This is a genomic window from Saccharopolyspora karakumensis, assembly GCF_004349225.1.
In the GTDB taxonomy this organism is placed as follows: Bacteria; Actinomycetota; Actinomycetes; order Mycobacteriales; family Pseudonocardiaceae; genus Saccharopolyspora; species Saccharopolyspora endophytica.
In genome coordinates this window covers 100,602-118,008 of the sequence record NZ_SMLA01000004.1, presented here as the reverse complement: position 1 = coordinate 118,008, position 17,407 = coordinate 100,602, and the positions used below count along the sequence as shown (strand labels likewise).

22 protein-coding genes and 1 tRNA gene are annotated in these 17,407 nt (G+C 67.5%); 11 read left to right on the top strand and 12 right to left on the bottom strand.

Annotated features, from left to right (window positions below; all coding sequences use genetic code 11):
• Positions 1-1,374, top strand: a complete 1,374-nt coding sequence (locus E1202_RS04255; RefSeq protein ID WP_132681193.1) for a tyrosine-type recombinase/integrase — start codon at positions 1-3, stop codon at positions 1,372-1,374.
• A gap of 151 nt (positions 1,375-1,525) precedes the next feature.
• On the opposite strand, the gene E1202_RS32900 is transcribed toward E1202_RS04255, so the two are convergent.
• From E1202_RS32900 to rpmB, 9 genes are all read right to left on the bottom strand, one after another.
• Positions 1,526-1,975 carry a HEPN domain-containing protein gene (locus tag E1202_RS32900; protein ID WP_408006083.1) on the bottom strand — a complete coding sequence of 150 codons (450 nt, stop codon included), beginning with the start codon at positions 1,973-1,975 and terminating at the stop codon, positions 1,526-1,528.
• A gap of 41 nt (positions 1,976-2,016) precedes the next feature.
• On the bottom strand, positions 2,017-3,201 hold the full coding sequence (locus tag E1202_RS04250) for a DUF262 domain-containing protein (RefSeq protein ID WP_132681191.1): 1,185 nt from the start codon (positions 3,199-3,201) through the stop codon (positions 2,017-2,019).
• Positions 3,202-3,706: 505 nt separating this feature from the next.
• Positions 3,707-3,779, bottom strand: a tRNA-Arg gene (locus tag E1202_RS04245).
• Between the two features lie 178 nt (positions 3,780-3,957).
• Positions 3,958-5,535, bottom strand: coding sequence for a GGDEF domain-containing protein (locus E1202_RS04240; RefSeq protein ID WP_328590946.1), 1,578 nt, complete (start codon positions 5,533-5,535; stop codon positions 3,958-3,960).
• The gene (gene bluB, locus E1202_RS04235; protein ID WP_132681189.1) at positions 5,519-6,199 is read right to left on the bottom strand and encodes a 5,6-dimethylbenzimidazole synthase; all 681 of its coding nucleotides are present in this window, start codon (positions 6,197-6,199) and stop codon (positions 5,519-5,521) included. The genes E1202_RS04240 and bluB overlap by 17 nt, the downstream gene beginning before the upstream one ends.
• Positions 6,200-6,278: 79 nt before the next feature.
• Entirely contained in the window at positions 6,279-6,503 is a 225-nt protein-coding gene (gene rpsR / locus E1202_RS04230) for a 30S ribosomal protein S18 (protein WP_132673840.1), read from the bottom strand.
• A gap of 4 nt (positions 6,504-6,507) precedes the next feature.
• Positions 6,508-6,813 carry a 30S ribosomal protein S14 gene (gene rpsN, locus E1202_RS04225; RefSeq protein WP_132673839.1) on the bottom strand — a complete coding sequence of 102 codons (306 nt, stop codon included), beginning with the start codon at positions 6,811-6,813 and terminating at the stop codon, positions 6,508-6,510.
• A 146-nt stretch (positions 6,814-6,959) separates the two neighbouring features.
• Positions 6,960-7,127 carry a 50S ribosomal protein L33 gene (gene rpmG / locus E1202_RS04220; RefSeq protein ID WP_132681187.1) on the bottom strand — a complete coding sequence of 56 codons (168 nt, stop codon included), beginning with the start codon at positions 7,125-7,127 and terminating at the stop codon, positions 6,960-6,962.
• Positions 7,127-7,363: a 50S ribosomal protein L28 gene (rpmB, locus tag E1202_RS04215; protein WP_132681185.1), complete on the bottom strand. Its 237-nt coding sequence runs from the start codon at positions 7,361-7,363 to the stop codon at positions 7,127-7,129. The genes rpmG and rpmB overlap by 1 nt, the downstream gene beginning before the upstream one ends.
• Positions 7,364-7,442: 79 nt before the next feature.
• Between rpmB and mrf the strand changes: the two genes are divergently transcribed.
• The 9 genes from mrf (at position 7,443) to E1202_RS04170 (ending at position 15,714) form a co-directional block, all read left to right on the top strand.
• Positions 7,443-8,687, top strand: a complete 1,245-nt coding sequence (mrf, locus tag E1202_RS04210; RefSeq protein WP_408006079.1) for a ribosome hibernation factor-recruiting GTPase MRF — start codon at positions 7,443-7,445, stop codon at positions 8,685-8,687.
• The gene (locus E1202_RS04205; RefSeq protein WP_132673837.1) at positions 8,684-8,935 is read left to right on the top strand and encodes a type B 50S ribosomal protein L31; all 252 of its coding nucleotides are present in this window, start codon (positions 8,684-8,686) and stop codon (positions 8,933-8,935) included. Before mrf ends, E1202_RS04205 begins: the two co-directional genes overlap by 4 nt.
• A 33-nt stretch (positions 8,936-8,968) precedes the next feature.
• Positions 8,969-9,121 (top strand): 50S ribosomal protein L32, encoded by a 153-nt coding sequence (rpmF, locus tag E1202_RS04200; protein WP_132681183.1) that lies wholly within the window; start codon positions 8,969-8,971, stop codon positions 9,119-9,121.
• A gap of 127 nt (positions 9,122-9,248) precedes the next feature.
• On the top strand, positions 9,249-9,944 hold the full coding sequence (locus E1202_RS04195; protein ID WP_132619419.1) for a response regulator transcription factor: 696 nt from the start codon (positions 9,249-9,251) through the stop codon (positions 9,942-9,944).
• Positions 9,945-9,955: 11 nt separating this feature from the next.
• Positions 9,956-11,383 carry a sensor histidine kinase gene (locus E1202_RS04190; RefSeq protein WP_132681344.1) on the top strand — a complete coding sequence of 476 codons (1,428 nt, stop codon included), beginning with the start codon at positions 9,956-9,958 and terminating at the stop codon, positions 11,381-11,383.
• Between the two features lie 117 nt (positions 11,384-11,500).
• The gene (locus tag E1202_RS04185) at positions 11,501-12,292 is read left to right on the top strand and encodes a DeoR/GlpR family DNA-binding transcription regulator (RefSeq protein WP_132681181.1); all 792 of its coding nucleotides are present in this window, start codon (positions 11,501-11,503) and stop codon (positions 12,290-12,292) included.
• Entirely contained in the window at positions 12,289-13,362 is a 1,074-nt protein-coding gene (galT, locus tag E1202_RS04180) for a galactose-1-phosphate uridylyltransferase (RefSeq protein WP_132681179.1), read from the top strand. The genes E1202_RS04185 and galT overlap by 4 nt, the downstream gene beginning before the upstream one ends.
• Positions 13,363-13,584: 222 nt before the next feature.
• Positions 13,585-14,943 (top strand): S1C family serine protease, encoded by a 1,359-nt coding sequence (locus E1202_RS04175; RefSeq protein ID WP_207918453.1) that lies wholly within the window; start codon positions 13,585-13,587, stop codon positions 14,941-14,943.
• A gap of 270 nt (positions 14,944-15,213) precedes the next feature.
• Entirely contained in the window at positions 15,214-15,714 is a 501-nt protein-coding gene (locus E1202_RS04170) for a MogA/MoaB family molybdenum cofactor biosynthesis protein (protein ID WP_132619691.1), read from the top strand.
• A 69-nt stretch (positions 15,715-15,783) separates the two neighbouring features.
• Here the strand turns inward: E1202_RS04170 and E1202_RS04165 are convergent, their stop codons facing one another.
• Positions 15,784-16,089: an antitoxin gene (locus E1202_RS04165; protein WP_132681177.1), complete on the bottom strand. Its 306-nt coding sequence runs from the start codon at positions 16,087-16,089 to the stop codon at positions 15,784-15,786.
• Between the two features lie 119 nt (positions 16,090-16,208).
• Between E1202_RS04165 and E1202_RS31245 the strand changes: the two genes are divergently transcribed.
• The gene (locus tag E1202_RS31245) at positions 16,209-16,385 is read left to right on the top strand and encodes a hypothetical protein (RefSeq protein ID WP_165943731.1); all 177 of its coding nucleotides are present in this window, start codon (positions 16,209-16,211) and stop codon (positions 16,383-16,385) included.
• Between the two features lie 4 nt (positions 16,386-16,389).
• Here the strand turns inward: E1202_RS31245 and mscL are convergent, their stop codons facing one another.
• Both mscL and E1202_RS31240 read right to left on the bottom strand, forming a co-directional pair.
• Positions 16,390-16,860, bottom strand: coding sequence for a large conductance mechanosensitive channel protein MscL (gene mscL, locus E1202_RS04160; RefSeq protein WP_132681175.1), 471 nt, complete (start codon positions 16,858-16,860; stop codon positions 16,390-16,392).
• Positions 16,861-17,007: 147 nt separating this feature from the next.
• The gene (locus E1202_RS31240) at positions 17,008-17,184 is read right to left on the bottom strand and encodes a hypothetical protein (RefSeq protein WP_165943730.1); all 177 of its coding nucleotides are present in this window, start codon (positions 17,182-17,184) and stop codon (positions 17,008-17,010) included.
• Positions 17,185-17,407: the final 223 nt, after the last annotated feature.

The following is a 17,407-nucleotide window of genomic DNA, read 5'->3' as shown; positions in this document are numbered from 1 at the left end:
ATGCAGAGCTACGACGTACGCATCTGGGCCATCACCGCTCGCAAGAACAAGGACGGGAAGGTCACGAGCTACCGCCTCCGTTGGCGGGTCAGCCACGAAGAGTTCGAGGAGACGTTCAAGAAGCGTGCGCAGGCGGACGGCCTCCGGGCGGAGCTCGTATCAGCCCAGAACCGAGGCGAACCATTTGACACCCTGACCGGTCGTCCGGTCTCGTTCGGCAGGGCGACGCGGGACCTGCGTTGGTTCGAGCTGGCCTGCAACTACGTCGACATGCGCTGGCCAGAAGCTGCCGCGAACACACGCCAGACCATCGCGGAGGCTCTGATTAGGGTGTCGCCTGTCTTCTTCAACGGAGGAAGGGGCAAGCCGGCCGACGCGGAGATCCGTTCGATGTTGCGAGGCTGGGCGTTCAACTCTGATCAGCGGGCCAAGGGCATGCCGGAAGAGCACCGCGATGCGATTGAATGGTGCACCCGCAACAGCCTGCCGATCAGCGTCGTCCTGGACGAGGCGAAGCAGCTGGAGCTGCAGCAGGCTGCGCTCGTAAGCCGATCCGGCAAAAAGTATGCAGCGACAGTGGCGCGTCGAAACCGCGCTGTGCTCTCACACTTGCTGTCCTACGCGGTCGATGAGAAGGCCCTGGAGACAAACCCTTTGCGAGACACGAAGTGGGAATCCATGCCGAAGGGCAGTCGCTCGCTTGATCCCCGAACGGTGCCAAACCCGGTGCAGGCGCGGACGTTGCTGCGAGCGGTGAGCCAGGTCCAACGCAGTGGCCCGAGGTTGGAAGCCTTCTTCGCAGTGATGTACTTCGCCGCTCTTCGCCCCGAGGAAGCCGCAGCCCTGACCAAGGACGATCTCAACTTGCCGAAGCGAGGATGGGGCGAGATCTACGTCAGCCAAGCACACCCGTATGTCGGCAAGCACTGGACCGGAACCGGCCAGGCACGGGAAAAGCGCGGCGTGAAGGCACGAGCTGTAGGGGAGGGGCGGCCGGTGCCATGCCCGCCAGAGCTGACCGACCTATTGCTCAAGCACAACAAGGCGTATGGCGACGGGGATAGTGGTTTCCTGTTCGAGGGAGACCAAGGCGGAGGAATCCCGAAGATCACGTACACGCGAGTGTGGCGGGCGGCCCGCGCCGTTGCCTTCACGGAAAAGGTCGCACAGTCACGCCTAGCCGAGCGACCGTATTCGCTACGGCATGCTGCAGTGAGCACATGGTTGACGGCCGGGGTTGACCCTACGACTGTGGCGCGATGGGCTGGCCACTCCGTGACAGTCCTGTTGGAAACCTACGCTTCGTGCCTCCATGGCCAGGACGTAATCGCCAGGCAGCGTGTCGAGAGCTTCTTCGGGTACCGGCCAGAATAGTTGCGTCGACCTTCCGAGTCGAAAACCTGAACGGATATCAGCGATTAAGTGAATATACCGCCTCCTGATATGTCGCGGAGGCGGTATATTCTACCCCGCAGTCCAACGACGGAAGGCATAGGTTAGATAAACTATCCGATTTCCATCCCGCCTAGTCGATAAACCTGTTGTGTACCCATGTGTGGATATCGTCGACTAACTTCTTATATGTGCGCACGTGGGCTAGGCTGCCTCCGTAGCTCTTACCGTGCGCGGTGTCATTTCGAATCTTAAGCAGTACTCCAAGTGAGTCCCGATTGCTTTCCTTTTCGAGGAGCTCCTTTAGGTCGGCAATCCACTCATCGCCAAATCTCTCGATCAGTGCTTCAAGTGATTTTGGGGTAAGGTTAGGCGCCTTCCTGAACCAAGAGAGGGCAAAATTAGAGGTGGCTTGGCCAGATGTTTCCGCTACGTATGCCGAGATTGCCTGGTGGAGGAGCTGTTCAAGGTAACCTGATAGGCGAATGCAGATATACAGATGTAGGTCCTGCTGGAGATCGATCGGAACGACTCGGAGGGACCTTTCGTATCGTTCGTAGATCGCATCCAGAGTAGACTTCATCTTGTGGATATCTTTGCGTGCCTGGCTTATGTTTGTCGGCATCAGCGCCCCTGGAAGGCCTTGACGCTTCTTTCGATCCTCTTGGTGACGCTCCTCCTGTGTGAGGTGCTCTTTTCAGTATGTTCTTTGAATTCCTTGTCTGATTCCAGCTTGTTGAACGCGGCGGCTACTTCCTGGACGGTAATGTCGGGGTTGTTCCTTAGGGCTAGGGTTAGTCCGACCAGAATTGAGTCAGTCCTTGCCGCGTTGATGGTTCGGTTCCTCCTAAGGGCACTCTTCCCGGAAGCCTCCACGAGGAGTGAGCAGGCCTTACTAAATTCGGCCATTTCGCGCTTACGTTCAGACGGAGAGAAATTCTTGTCGAAGTCGTCCAGGTGCTTAGTCATGAATGAGGCAAGAGGGGCTTTGTACTCGCGCTCTTCGTTATTGTTCTGTACTGGTTCCGCCACCTTTTTTAGTGACAGATACCGAAGGATCAGTTCCTGATCTTTCAAGTCGCGATGAGGAGGGCTTCCAAACAAGATTCGCCAAGAAATGTCGTCGTTCATCTCACGAATCGTCTTGATCAGGCTTCCGTTGTAGATGGCGACGCGAATTTGCTGTTCGTTTAGCTTTGTGCCGCCGCTATTGATTCTTTCAAATAGAGCGTAGACGGCCAGCTTTCCCTCGTCTCCCGTGGGGACCACCACCGTCGCCTGAATGAGGGCATTGTTCAGGAGTCGCTGATCCGACGAGGTGAGGGTCGCATATGTTTTTCCGAAGAAAGGGCCGTCCTCGGTTACGTACGTAAGCGAGAATTCCTGCTTGCCCTGCGGTGTCGGGTATTGCCCTCGATAGAAGTCGCGCAGAGTGGTGAGTCTCTGCTGTCCATCGAGGACGATGTACTGTCGACTCTCGAGTTCCACCAGGAAAATTCCGGGAACTGGATAGCCAAGAAGGATCGACTCAATGAATCGGTCCATCTGCTTCTTTTTCCAGACGAAGTTGCGCTGGAACGCTGCGTATCCAGTTCCCTGATTTGCCTCGTCTGGCGGGTTGAATCGCGGAACGATAAGCTCTTCGCGTTCGAAACGGCGTACAAGCCCCTCTACGTCAAAATCTACACCAAAGTAACGAAGTGACTCGCCGGCTGACGGCGTTTCGATGTCAACCTCGTCCTCATCGGTCTCGGGATCCTCGACGATCACGTCGGCCGCACCGAGTTCGTCATCTGTAACCAATGACACCACTTCTCCGAACAGTCAGGATTTATGTGCTGATCGTACATGTGCGGACACGCTGCGGGAGTTGTTTTGGGAGCTGTGGTCGACGTTGTCTCCCGGTGCTCGAGTGCGGGCCAGGCCATGCTCGTATGTGACTCCTGCGCACAACCGCCAGGTTTGACGGTCTGCCGGTTCGAGAAGTGAAGTACTCCGACAACGCCTCCAGCTCCGCCTTATGCGCTGGACTCGGGGGGCGCAAAAGAGCGGCGGTTCGGTGGGCCTCGGCCTGATGTAACGGATGCCTGGGCGCAGCTCGCCGCCAGCTCCGACGGGGACGCTTTTGCTCTAGCAACTTGGCGTTGGGGGGTGGGGGTGGAGGTTGGGCGCAGTAACGTTGCCGCCTGCGCCCGTGAATCGCCCGTAAACGCTGGCTGCCAGTAGCGGGTGGTGGCAGCCAGCAGCAGGCTCACCAACTGCTCGTTCCAGATGTCGTGCCTGGTCAAGCGCCGTTTCCGAACTTAACGATAAGCGCCCCCGGCAGGATTCGAACCTGCGACACCGGCTTTAGGAGAGCCGTGCTCTATCCCCTGAGCTACGAGGGCCTGATCGGAGGGTACCTGGTGGAGGTTCGGGTTCGGCACACCTGGTGGCGTCTGTGATCCGCGTTCTCCCCTGGTCGCGGTCGATGCTCGTGATCGGTGGTCGTCACTGCTGGTGGGCTCGTGCGACGGTCCACATGGGACGGGGGTGGAACGAGGTGCGTGACACCGGTGTCGGGCTTCATCGGTCCGGTTGTTGTTGGGCTTCCGGTAGGTCGGTGCCGTTTTCGACCCTGTTTCGGCCTGCTCTTTTGGCCTTGTAGAGGCCGATGTCGGCGGCTGCGAAGAGCTGGTCCAGGTCGTGGGGGCCTGCGGCCACGCCGATGCTGACCGTGGGTTTTTGGTCCAGTCTGCCCAGGACCAGGCGCCAGTCGTGGGCGTTGACCGCGGCGCGGATGCGTTCGGCGACGACCGGGCCGGCTTCGCGGGAGTCTTCGGCGGCGTCGACGAGCAGGACCACGAACTCGTCACCGGCCCACCGGCAGAGCAGGTCGCCCGCGCGGCACTCGCGGCGCAGCAGGTTGGCGACCTCCTGCAGGACGACGTCGCCCGCCGTGTGCCCGGCGAAGTCGTTGACCTCCTTGAAGTAGTCGACGTCGAGCAGCACGAGCCACGGGACCCGGCCGGCCGAGGCGTTGCGCTCCAGCAGGACCGGGGCCATGCGTTCCAGTCCCAGGCGGTTGGCGAGCCCGGTGAGCGGGTCGCGCAGTGCGGCTTCGCGGGCCGCCATCGCCATGCGCTGCGCTTGGGTGGCGACTCTGCGCTGCTCCAGCGCTTGGCCGAGACCTTCTTTGAGGATGTCCACGGCTGACACGGCTGCGGTCACCGCGCGGCGCAGGGCCGCTGCTTCGCCCACCGGATCGCCGAGCTGCTTGCAGATCTCGGCCAGTTCGCGGGAGAAGCGCATCATCAGGAACGATTCGTGGATGTTCTCGGCGCTCTCGAGCGCGCGGCTGGCGAAGGTGCGGGCCTCGGTCAGGACGCCCTGCGAGCGTCTGATGACGGCGAGCACCCAGTTGGCCAGCGCCGTCGCGTAGCCGTCGGAGGTGTCGCGGCTGAGGGTGATCGTCTCGTGCGCGACGCGCTCGGCCGACTCCACGTCGCCGGTGCCGACCAGCGATCGGGCCAGGCAGGCCAGGGCGCTGCGCTTGACGCGTCCCGGCTTGGCCAGCGACTGGGCCTCCTCGCAGAGCTCGCGGGCCGCGGCGAACTGGTGGGCGGCCTGCTCGGGGTGGTTCGCGGCCCGGAACACCCGGGCGATGCCTTCGCGGAGCTCGCAGTGGGCCAGCGACGGCTGGTCACCTGAGTCGCGGGCGATCTGCACCGCCAGCGACATCAGGTCCATCGCCGGACCGCGACGCCCGATGCCCTCCAGCAGGAAGCCCAGCATGCTGACGGTGTGCGCGGCCGATCCGCCGCTCGGCGGCTGCGTGTCGAGCTCGGTCCAGCCCTCGGCGATGAGCTCCAGGGCCAGCGGGATGCGGCCCAGCCGCCAGGCCAGCAGGGCGCGGTGCACCAGCACCGTGGACCTGACCCAGCGGTTGTCGACGAAGTTCGAGCCGCCGGCGAGCAGCTCGTCGAAGGCGGCATCGGCCTCGGTGAAGCTGCCAGCGTCGAGCAGCCGCCTGACCTGGCGGTCCTGGGCCGGGATGTGCCCGGCGAGCGGTTGTTCCTCCGGCTGCACCGCGACCTCGTCGTTGAGCACGTCTTCGTGACCGCTCGGATGAGCGACCTGTCCGAGGTTACCGGTTGCGACCACGCCCGTACGCTTCGTAGTGGATGACGTCGTCCAGGGGCATCCGCTGGCGCCAGCCGTGCCGTTCCAGGTCCGGAGTGTCGGCGAGCTCGCGAACCGGCCCCACGCACAACCATGCCACCGGCCTGACCTCGGAGGGAACTCCCAGCAGTCGTCGCAGGAACTCCTCGCGGTAGAAGCTGACCCAGCCGACCCCGAGGCCTTCGGCGGTCGCCGCCAGCCACAGGTTCTGGATCGCCAGGCACACCGAGTACAGGCCGGCGTCGGCGATGGCGTGCCTGCCCAGCACCTGCGGAGCGCCCCGGCGCGGGTCGTAGGTGACGGCGATGCCGAGCGAGGACTCCACGATGCCCTCGACCTTGATCTTGCTGAAGGTGTCGGCCCGCTCGCCGTCGAGCTTGCTGGCGAACACGCTGCGCTCGGCCAGCACGTGCTCGCGGAACGTGCGGCGCGTGTTCGCGTCGCGGACCAGGATGAAGTCCCACGGCTGGGAGAGCCCGACGCTCGGCGCGGTGTGCGCGGCGGTGAGCACGCGGCGCAGCACCGGCTCGGGGAGTTCGGCGCCGGAGAACTCGCGGCGGACGTCCCGCCTGCGGTTGATCACGTCGTAGAGCTCGGCGGCGGGGGCGGAATCGGTCAGGCTGGGGTTGTGTCCAGGGGTCTTCATCGCGATCAATGCTGCACCGGGGATACCGGCCACCCGGGTTCAGGGTGACCGGTATCGCACGGCGTTCGACCGGATCGTCCTATTTGTGGTGATACGGGAGCAGCGCCATCTCGCGGGCGTTCTTGATCGCCTTGGCGACGTCGCGCTGCTCCTGCGCCGTCAGTCCGGTGACCCGGCGCGAGCGGATCTTGCCCCGGTCGGAGATGAACTTGCGCAGCAGCGTCACGTCCTTCCAGTCGACCTGGACGACGCCCTCGCGTTGCAGGAGGTTCGGCTTCTTGCGGCGTTCGACGGGTCGGCGCACGCGATCACCAGCTCGACTTCGTCACGCCGGGCAGCTCGCCCTTGTGCGCCATCTCGCGCAGGCGCACGCGCGACAGCCCGAACTTGCGGAAGTAGCCGCGCGGACGCCCGTCCACGGTGTCCCGGTTGCGCAGCCGGACCCGGCTGGCGTCCCGGGGCTGCCGCTGCAGCTCGCTCTGCGCCTCGAAGCGGGCCTCGGGTTCGGTCTCGGGCGAGGCGATGATCCGCTTCAGCTCGGCCCGCCGCTCGGCGTACCGCTCGACGACCTCCTTGCGCTGCTCGTTCCGAGCGATCTTCGACTTCTTGGCCACGATGTCCTCTCTGCTGTGCGTCCTCGACCAGTGGTTTCGTGTTCTCAGTGGAAACCGGGGGGCGGAATTCGGCGGAAACCGGGATCCGGTTTTCCGCTGGAATCCGGTCACGCCCGGGGGTGCGCCTGACCTGGGGTGTGGGTTGGTCAGCGTTCTTCTCGGAACTCGACGTGCTTGCGGGCCACCGGGTCGTACTTGCGGAGGCGCATGCGGTCGGGGTCGTTGCGCCGGTTCTTGGTGGTGACGTAGGTGAATCCGGTGCCCGCGGTGGAGCGGAGCTTGATCACCGGACGGGTGTCGGTGCTCTTGGCCATCAGATGCGTTCCCCTCGCGCGCGCATGTCGGCGACGACCGCGTCGATGCCGCGCTTCTCGATCGTCTTCATTCCCTTGGTCGACACCCGCAGCCGGATCCACCGGTTCTCGGCGGGGAACCAGTAGCGCTTGTTCTGCACGTTGGGCAGCCAGCGGCGGCGGGTCTTGCGGTGGGAGTGCGAGATCTGGTTGCCGTAGCCCGGCTTCTTGCCGGTCACCTGGCAGCGGACTGACATGACCTACCTCTCGATAACGACATCCATTTTCATATAGCTGACGGCCAGGGTAGCGTGTCGGCAGCGAAGATGAAAACCGTTGTCGATTGAGGTGGGGATGTTCACCGATCCGTCCGACCGGACGCCGCTGCTGCTGGTGGCCGGCCTCCGCGAAAGCCAGGTCGCCGAGGCGGCCGAGGTCGCGCGCCTCCGCGACCCGTCAGGAACCGCGCTGGTGCACGCCGACCTGCGCTCGGTCGCCGAAGGAGTGGTGCGCCGCGAGGTCAGGCACGGCGATCACGTCGACAGCCACGTCCTCGAACTCGCGCACGGCTGCGTGTCCTGCACGCTGCGCGAAGACCTGCTGCCGCTGCTGCGCAGGCTCGCCGCCGCACCCGACATCAACCGCATCGTCATCCGGCTCGACCCGGCGCTGGAGCCCGAGGCGATCTGCTGGGCGCTGCGCCACGTCGAGGTCGACGGCCGCCCGCTGCTCACCGACGTCGCCATCGAGGCCGTGCTGACCACCGTCGACCTCGAGACCTGGCTGCCCGACGCCTCCGGTGAGGAGGCGCTCGCCGAGCGCGGACTGGGCGGCAGCGCCGACGACGAGCGCACCGTGGCGCAGGTGGCCGTCGGGCAGGCCGAGTTCGCCGACGCGATCGTGCTGGTCGGAGCCGCTGAGGACCGCTGGCAGCGGGTCCGCGCCGAGGCCGTGCTCGCCCGGCTCACCCCGTCGGCGCCGCTGGCCCACCTCGACGACCTGGACCTGCCCGCACTGCTGGCGCGCATCCCCGACGACTCCCGGCGCGGCGAGGTCGACGGGCCGCACGGCCGGTTGCTGCGCGGCCAGCCGTCGCTGGACACCGACGCGGGCGTGGCCACCGTCCTGTTCGAGGAGCGCCGCCCGTTCCACCCGAAGCGGCTGCACGAGGCCGTCGACATGCTGCTGGACGGGGTGGTGCGCACCCGCGGCCGGTTCTGGGTGGCCAGCCAGCCCGACGACTCGCTGTGGCTGGAATCCGCAGGTGGCGGGCTCGCCGTCGCCCACGCCGGACCGTGGCTGGCGACCGTCGACGACTGGGACGGCCTGTCCGACGACCGGCGGCTGAGGGCCGCGCTGACCTGGGACGACTACTACGGCGACCGGATGAACGAGCTCGTCGTCATCGCCCACGAAGCCGACCCGCACGAGATCGTCCGCGCGCTGCGCGACGCCGTGCTCACCGACGACGAACTCGCCGCGGGCGAGCAGGAGTGGGCGCAGTACCCGGACCCGTTCGCCGACTGGCGCACCGAACCGTGCGCCGAACCCGCTGAATCCGAGTTGAAGGGAAACCAGTGAAACCCGACATCCACCCCCGCTACGAGCCCGTGGTGTTCCAGGACCGCACCACCGGCAAGAGCTTCCTCACCCGCTCCACCGCGACCTCCGACGCGCGCATCGAGTGGGAGGACGGCAACACCTACCCGCTGATCACGATCGACGTGACCGCCTACTCGCACCCGTTCTGGACCGGCAACCAGCGCGTGATGGACACCCAGGGCCGCGTCGAGAAGTTCCGCCGCCGCTACGGCGACCGCCGCCGCTGACCGCGCTCGACCCTCGGAGAGGAAGGACCCGACATGGCAGTTCCCAAGCGCAAGACCTCGCGGGCCAACACCCGGCATCGCCGCTCGCAGTGGAAGGCGAAGGCGCCCGAGCTGGTGCCGATCGTGGTGTACGGCGAGCGGAAGCTGGTGCCGCGCGCGCTGATCCGCCACTTCCAGCAGAAGTGAGCGCATCCGGCGCGCGTCGTCACGCCGAGTGAACGACGCGCGCCGGACCGAGACGGCTGTCACCTCGACGAGCGAGGTCCGGCGGGGCTCTCAGCTCGTTCTCAGGGCAACGGGTAACACTGTCCGCATGCGCATCCTCGTCGTCGACGACGATCGTGCCGTGCGGGAGTCGCTGCGAAGGTCCCTGCAGTTCAACGGGTACCAAGTCGAGCTCGCCGCGGACGGTCAACAAGCTCTGGACCACCTGGCCGACAACCGACCGGACGCCATGGTCCTCGACGTGATGATGCCGCGGCTCGACGGCCTGGAGGTGGCGCGGCGGCTGCGCAGCACCGGCGACGACCTGCCGATCCTGGTGCTCACCGCCCGCGACGCCGTGTCCGACCGGGTCGCCGGGCTCGACGCCGGCGCCGACGACTACCTGCCCAAGCCCTTCGCCCTCGAAGAGCTCCTCGCCCGGCTGCGCGCGCTGCTGCGCCGCGCCACCCCGCCCGAGGGCGGTCCCGACGCTCAGCCCGCGGCGCTGCGCTTCGCCGACCTGGAGCTGGACCCGGGAACCCGCGAGGTCCGCCGCGGCGAGCGCTCGATCAGCCTCACCCGCACCGAGTTCGCTCTGCTGGAACTGCTGATGGCCCACCCCAAGCAGGTGCTCACCCGCAGCAGGCTGCTCGAGGACGTGTGGGGCTACGACTTCCCGACCTCGGGCAACGCCCTGGAGGTCTACATCGGCTACCTGCGCCGCAAGACCGAGGCCGAGGGGGAGACGAGGCTCATCCACACCGTTCGCGGTGTTGGCTACGTGCTCCGCGAGACGCCGCCATGATGGGCAATCCGATGGCCGTCCCCGCACCGCCACCACCTGACCTGGACAACCCGCCACCGCCCAGCAGGTTGCAGCGGGTGTCGCTGCGCAACCGCGTCACCTGGCTGGCGGCGATGTGCGTGGCCGGTGCCGTGGCGCTGGTGTCGGTCGGGGCGTTCGTGACCGTGCGCGACAGCCTCTACCAGCAGCTCGACGACAGCCTCACCGAGCGCGCGGTGGAGGCCGCCGAGGGGCCGCTGGTGCGCACCGCCGACCTGCAGCAGGTCCCGGTGGCCTTCTTCGTCGCCACCAATTTCAAGATCAACGTGCTCTCCGCCGACGGCACGGTGTTCGGCCCCGAGCAGCGCCCGCCGATGAGCGTGCTGGAGCTGTCGGTGGCCAAGGGCGAGGTCCAGCGCTCGCTGCGCACCGACAAGCCGAGCAACAGCCGCGTCGTCGCGGTGCCCACCGGGCGCAACGCGGCCCTGGTCATGTCGACCTCCCTGCAGCCCACGCAGCGGACGTTGGCGCAGCTCAGCGTGGTCCTGGTGGTGATGGGCGGGGCCGGCATCCTGCTCGCCGCGGCCGCCGGAACCGCGGTGGCGCGGGCCGGTCTGCGACCGGTGCAGCGGCTGACCGCCGCGACCGAGCGCGTCGCGCTGACCGGGGACCTGCGGCCGATCCCGGTCAGCGGTGACGACGAGCTGGCCCGGCTGACCGCGAGCTTCAACGGGATGCTCAGCGCCCTGGCCGAGTCCCAGGAGCGGCAGCGGCGCTTGGTCGCCGACGCCGGGCACGAGCTGCGCACGCCGCTGACCTCGTTGCGCACCAACCTGGAGCTGCTGCTCGCGGCCGCCCGCCCGGACGCGCCCGCGCTGTCCGAGCAGGACCGGCGAGAGATGTTCTCCGACGTCCAGGCCCAGGTGGAGGAGCTGTCCGCGCTGGTCGGCGACCTGGTCGAGCTCGCCCGCGAGGACACCCCGCAGGCCGTGCACGAACCGGTGGACCTGGTCGACGTCGTCGAGCGCGCGCTGGGGCGGGCCCGGCGGCGCGCGCCGCGCACCGAGTTCGACGTGCGGCTGAACCCGTGGGTGATGATGGGCGATGCGACCGCGCTGGAGCGGGCGGTGCTGAACCTGCTGGACAACGCCGCGAAGTGGAGTCCCGACGGCGGCCACGTGCGGGTCGACCTGTACCCGGAGGCGGGCACCGGGCTGGCGGCTCTGGAGGTGGCCGACAGCGGACCGGGCATCGCCGAAGCCGACCGGCCCTACGTCTTCGAGCGCTTCTACCGGTCGTCGGACGCGCGCACGCTGCCCGGTTCCGGGCTCGGGCTGTCGATCGTCAAGCAGGTCGCCGAGCGCCACGGCGGGTCGGTGCTGGCTGCCGAGGCTCCCGAGGGCGGTGCGCTGCTGCGCATGACGCTGCCGGGAAACTCTCAGCAAAACGAACAGCAATGAACACCCATCCGCAACGCCAAGCCCCAACTACCCGGCTGCCGGGCCGGTAATCCGTCAGGTATTGTTGGTTTTTGTTGACTTGATGACGGAAAGCTGACGCCCGGCCGGGGAGTGGACGTGCTCGCACGACAACGCCAGGAAGTGATCCTCGACGAAGTGCGGCGCACCGGAGCCGTGCAGGTCGGCGAGCTGGTGCAACGACTCGGCGTGTCGGACATGACGATCCGCCGCGACCTCGACGCCCTCGCCCGCCGAGGCCTCGTCGAGAAGGTCTACGGCGGCGCGACCTCCACGATCGGCACCAGCACCGACGAGCCCGGCTTCGAGGCCAAGTCCGTCCGGCAGCTCACCGAGAAGGAAGCCATCGCCAAGCTCGCCGCTGACGAGATCCAGCCCGGCACCGCGATCGGCATGTCCGCCGGAACCACCACGTGGACGCTCGCGCGCCAGCTCGACGACATCCCGGACCTGACCATCGTCACCAACTCGGTCCGCGTCGCCGACGCGCTGCAGCAGCGCGGCCGCGTCGACCGGACCGTCGTGCTCACCGGCGGTGTCCGCACCCCGTCCGACGCGCTCGTCGGACCCGTCGCCGTGCAGTCGCTGCGCTCGCTGCACCTGGACCTGGTGTTCCTCGGCGTGCACGGGATGGCGCCGCGGGCCGGCTTCACCACGCCGAACCTCAACGAGAGCGAGACCAACCGGGCCTTCGCCGAAGCAGCGGGCCGGTTGGTGGTGGTCGCCGACAGCTCCAAGTGGTCGACCGTCGGCATCTCGACGATCGTCGACTTCGACGAGGTCGACCTGCTGATCAGCGACGAGGGCCTGCCGCCGGACGCGCGAGAGCTGCTGGGCGAGCACGTCGAACTGCTGCTGGCCGAGCAGCGGTCAACGGAGGAGGACGAGTGAAGCGCACCGCGCGCCGCCTGGCCGACGGCCGGGAGATCATCTACTTCGACGACGAACCGGGGCGCGAACGCACCGCGGAGGACACCCGCGAGCTCCCGCCCCAGGCACCGGCGTCGGAGATGCGGCGTGATCCGCTGACCGGTGAGTGGGTGGCCATCGCCGCGCACCGGCAGTCCCGCACCTACAAGCCGCCGGCCGCGATGTGCCCGCTGTGCCCGAGCTCCCCGGGGCGCCCCAGCGAGATCCCCGAGTCCGACTACGACGTGGTCGTCTTCGAGAACCAGTTCCCGTCGTTCGCGCAGGGCATCCCCGGCGAGCCGACCACCGTCGACGGCATGCCTATGGTGCCCGCCGCTCCGGCCCGGGGACGCTGCGAGGTCGTCTGCTTCACCTCCGACCACAACTCCTCCTTCGGCTCGCTGAGCGCGAAGCGGGTCCGCAGCGTCGTCGACGTCTGGGCCGACCGCACCGCCGCCCTCAACGAAACCCCGGGTGTCGAGCAGGTCTTCTGCTTCGAGAACCGCGGTGAGGAGATCGGCGTGACGCTGCACCACCCGCACGGGCAGATCTACGGCTATCCGTTCGTCACGCCCAAGACCGAAACCATGCTGCGGGTCGCCGAGCAGTACCGCGCCGAGCGCGGCACCCACGTCATGGGCGACGTGCTGGCCGCCGAGCGCGCGAGCGGGGAGCGGGTGCTGGTCGACTCCGAGCACTGGACGGCGTTCGTCCCGGCCGCCGCCCGCTGGCCCGTCGAGGTCCAGATCGTCCCGCACCGCCAGGTCCCCGACATCGCCGCGCTCACCGACGACGAGCGGGACGACTTCGCCACCACCTACCTCGACGTGCTCGGCCGCCTCGACCGGCTCTACGACAAGCCGCTGCCCTACATCGCCGCCTGGCACCAGGCGCCGGTGAACACCGGGCGCGATCTGTCGTGGCTGCACCTGGAGCTGTTCTCGGTGCTGCGCAGCGCGGACAAGCTCAAGTACCTCGCCGGGTCCGAGTCGGGCATGGCCGTCTGGATCAACGACGCGACCCCGGAGCAGATCGCCGCCCGCCTCCGCTGAGGGGATCTCCCGCTGGCGGCGCCCGGTTCGAACCGTCCGTGATCGAGGTCGGTCGTGCCGGGTCAGTTCGGTCCAGGACCGCCCCCTGTCCTGCGCCCCCGGTCCGCATCCTGGGGGTTTGTCGGATTGGTCGGGGTGGGTGAGGACGATCATGGGACTTATCATGCGTGCCCACAGTCAGATCTCAGGCACTTCTCAGATGCCCGGAGCACAGTGGGAGCCATGACCGAACACACCCCGGAATTCGGCGACAAGCCGGAAGAGCCGAAGCCGAGCGGAGATGGCCTCGGCGCGGGCGATACCCCTCCATCCGGGGTGTCGTCCCAGCAGCAGAGCGCCCAGCCCGGCCCGGCCCAGCAGCCGACCCAGCCCGTCGGGCCGCAAGGCCAGCCCGCCGGCCAGTACGGGACCCAGCACTACCCGTACGGCATGCACCAGCAGCCGCAGCAGACCCAGCAGTACGCGCAGCCCTGGCCCGGGTACGCCTCCGGTCAGGCGACGCAGCAGAAGAAGACCGGTCGCGGCCTGGCGGCCGGGGTGGCCGCCCTCGCGCTGGTGTGCGGCCTGGTCGGAGGCGGTGTCGGCGGGTTCGTCGGGTACCAGCTCGGCGGTGACAGCAGCACCGGTGCCAGCGCGCTCGACGAGTCCAAGCCCGCACGCAGCGCCAGCACCGCACCCCAGGGATCCGTCCAGCAGGTCGCGCAGAAGGTCCTGCCGAGCGTCGTGCAGATCCAGATCTCCAGCGCGCAGGGCTCCGGCGAGGGATCGGGCATCGTGCTCAGCAGCGACGGCCTCATCCTCACCAACAACCACGTCGCCGAGGGCGCCCAGAGCGGGCGGCTGACCGCGCTGTTCCACGACAACCGCACCGCGCCGGTGCGCGTCGTGGGCACCGACCCGAAGTCCGACCTGGCGGTGGTCAAGGCCGACATCACCGGGCTGACCCCGGCCGAGCTCGGCCGCAGCGATGATCTGCCCGTCGGTTCGCAGGTCGTGGCCATCGGTTCGCCCTTCGGCCTGTCCGGCACGGTGACCAGCGGAATCATCAGCGCCAAGGACCGTCCGGTGCGCGCGGGCGGCGAGTCGGGCAGCCAGGACACGGTGCTCAACGCGCTGCAGACCGACGCCGCGATCAACCCCGGCAACTCCGGCGGTCCGCTGGTCGACATGGACGGCCGCGTCGTCGGCATCAACTCCGCGATCTACAGCCCCGGCTCCGGCCAGGAGCAGGCGGGCTCGGTCGGCCTGGGCTTCGCGATCCCGATCGACCAGGCCCGCCGCATCGCCAACGAGCTCAAGGAGACCGGCTCGGCCACGCAGACCACGCTGGGCGTGACGATCACCAACGCCAACCAGCCCGGGGCGCAGGTCCGCGACGTCATCCCGAACGGCCCCGCCCAGGCGGCCGGGATCAAGCCGGGCGATGTGATCACCAAGATCGACGACCGGGCCATCCTCGACGCGGACGCCCTGGTCGCGGCGGTTCGCTCGCACAACCCCGGTGACCGCGTCCGGTTCACCATCGGCGGCCCGGGCGGGGAGCGCACGGTCGACGTGACGCTCACCGGCCAGAAGGGCTGACCCCCTGATCGCGTCGGCCGAGTTCCCGCGGCCTATGCCCCCTTCCTGCGCCGCGGGACCGGCCGACGTGTCCAAAGCCCGTCTGACGAGCTCGTTCTGACCTCAGGCTCCGGCGGCGTCGGTGGTGGGGTGGTAGTGAAGATCGATCGACACCTGGGGAGGACCATGTCCGACAAAACGACCACCGTGACCGGCATCGCGCCGAAATTGGTGGAGCTCACCGACTCCTATGAACTGACCGAACCCGACCTTGGCACTACGGTTACCGGCATGGAACGCAGCGCGCAGCGGCTGGGGCGGGCTCTCGTGGTCGTGGTGGACGACCGGGTCGCCCAAGGAGAGCAGGAAGACAACATCGGTCCGCTGGTGACCGAGTTGCTGGAAGAAGCCGGATTTATCGTCGACGGAACCGTCGCGGTGGCCGGGGAGACGGTGGACATCCGCAACGCGCTGAACACCGCGGTGATCGGCGGCGTCGACGTGGTGATCACCGTCGGCGGCACCGGGGTGTCGCCCCGGGACGTCACTCCGGACGCCACCGCCGGGGTGCTGGACCGGCCGATCCCGGGCATCGCCGAGGCGCTTCGGGCCTCCGGACTGGCCGCCGGTGCGGTCGACGCTGGGGTGTCGCGCGGTCTCGTCGGTGTCTCGGGCAGCACGCTGGTGGTGAACCTGTCCGGTTCGCGGGCCTCGGTCCGCGACGGCATGGCGACCCTGACGCCGCTGGTGGCCCACGTGATCGAGCAGCTCTCGGGACTCGACACCCCCTGAGCGCGGAACGAAGAAGCGGTGGCGGCTCCCGCTCGGGAGCCGCCACCGCTTCTTCATCTTCGGAGCTGATCAGCCGGGCTTCGAGCCGCCGGCGGGATCGTCCGGGCCCTTGTCCTGCGAACCGTTGGAGCCGGGTCCGGAGCCGGGGTCGTCCTTGGCGGAATCCCCGTTCGAGGAGTCCCGCTTGAGCACGCCCTCCACCTTGCCGCTCACCGACTCGATCTGGTCGTGGTACTTGCCGCCGGTGGCCTTGTCCAGGCTCGACTTGGCGGCATCGAGCCCCTTGGCGGCGCTGGGTCCCGCCTTCTCGGCGAACTCCTCCGCCTTGCCCTTGGCTTGACCGGCCAGTTCCTTGGCCTTGTCCAGGAAACTCATCGCAGCCTCCCTGCGTCGCTGTCTCCCGCGACGGCGAGACACGCACTCACTGTAACCGATTTCACACCCGGTGATACCGGTCCGTGCGCGAACCGCTGCGATCGAGGCAGGATGGACAGGTGACCAGCGAATCGCCCCAGGCGAAGCCCGAACGCGAGAAGCGCCGCAGGCTCGCCGAGGTCTTCGGAGATGTGCTGCCGGAGACGACCTCCGACGACCGCCCCGAGCCGACCTCGGCGAACACCCGCGAGAGCTGGTACCGCGAGAACCGGCCGCCGCACCACGACGCTCGCTAGGGCGTCAGTTGCGCGAAGCGGCGTTGCCGTTGCCGGTGCCCGTGGTGGCCTGCTCCTCGGTGGCCAGGCCCTCGATGCGCGGCAGGCCCTGCTCGGCGCGCAGCAGGTTGCGGATCTCCATCAGCAGCTCCACGTCGGTGGGCTCGGACTGACCCTCTTCCTTGCCCTTCTTGCGGCGCTCGGAAATCTTGTTCATCGGAACGACGAACAGGAAGTAAACGACGGCCGCCGTGATGAGGAAGGTGATCACGGCGTTGATCACCGCGGCGAAGTCGATCGTCGAAGCCTTGTTGCCTGCGACGATCTCGATGCTCAGGCCGGTGACGTTCCCGCCGCCCGTCGCCGCGATCAGCGGCTTGATGATGCTGGTGGTGAACGCCGTGACCAGGGCGGTGAAAGCGCTACCGACGACAACCGCGACGGCGAGGTCGATGATGTTGCCGCGCATCAGGAAGTCCTTGAATCCCTTGAGCACGTTGAAACTCCTCTCGAAGAATGCGAGTCCGGATTTCCCGGATCGATGATCGCGCCGCATTCGCCGCGGATCGGCGCGGGCGCGGGCACTGGAGGGCAGCGTAACGGTAACCGAATGGGGGAAAGCAATTGCTCATCGCTGAGCCGTTCAGGTGGCGGCTGTGGCGATGTCCACAACGGAGTGCTGGCCGAGGGCCAGAGCCAGGGCCAGCAGCAGGAGGACCGCGGCCGTGATCCGGCGCAGCCACAGCACGCCGCGCCTGCTCGGCAGCAGGTGGCGGAGCCGGTCGAGCGCCGTGGGATCGAGCTCGGAGTCTGCGGGCATGTCGCCCCCTCGTGCCTTCGGGAGAGATCGGACGCGTTCGAAGTTAGGGACGTGCCCGGTGGCGAGGAAGGAGGAAGCGCGAATCTGTGGATGGATTCGGCACCTGGGGACAACTCGTTTCACCCGGAAGAATTAACCAGTGTCGTTGGTGATCATGATTTGCTGACGGAAATCGGACTTTTCGTGCGCACAGCAAAACCGCCGGCCACATTCGAGTGACCGG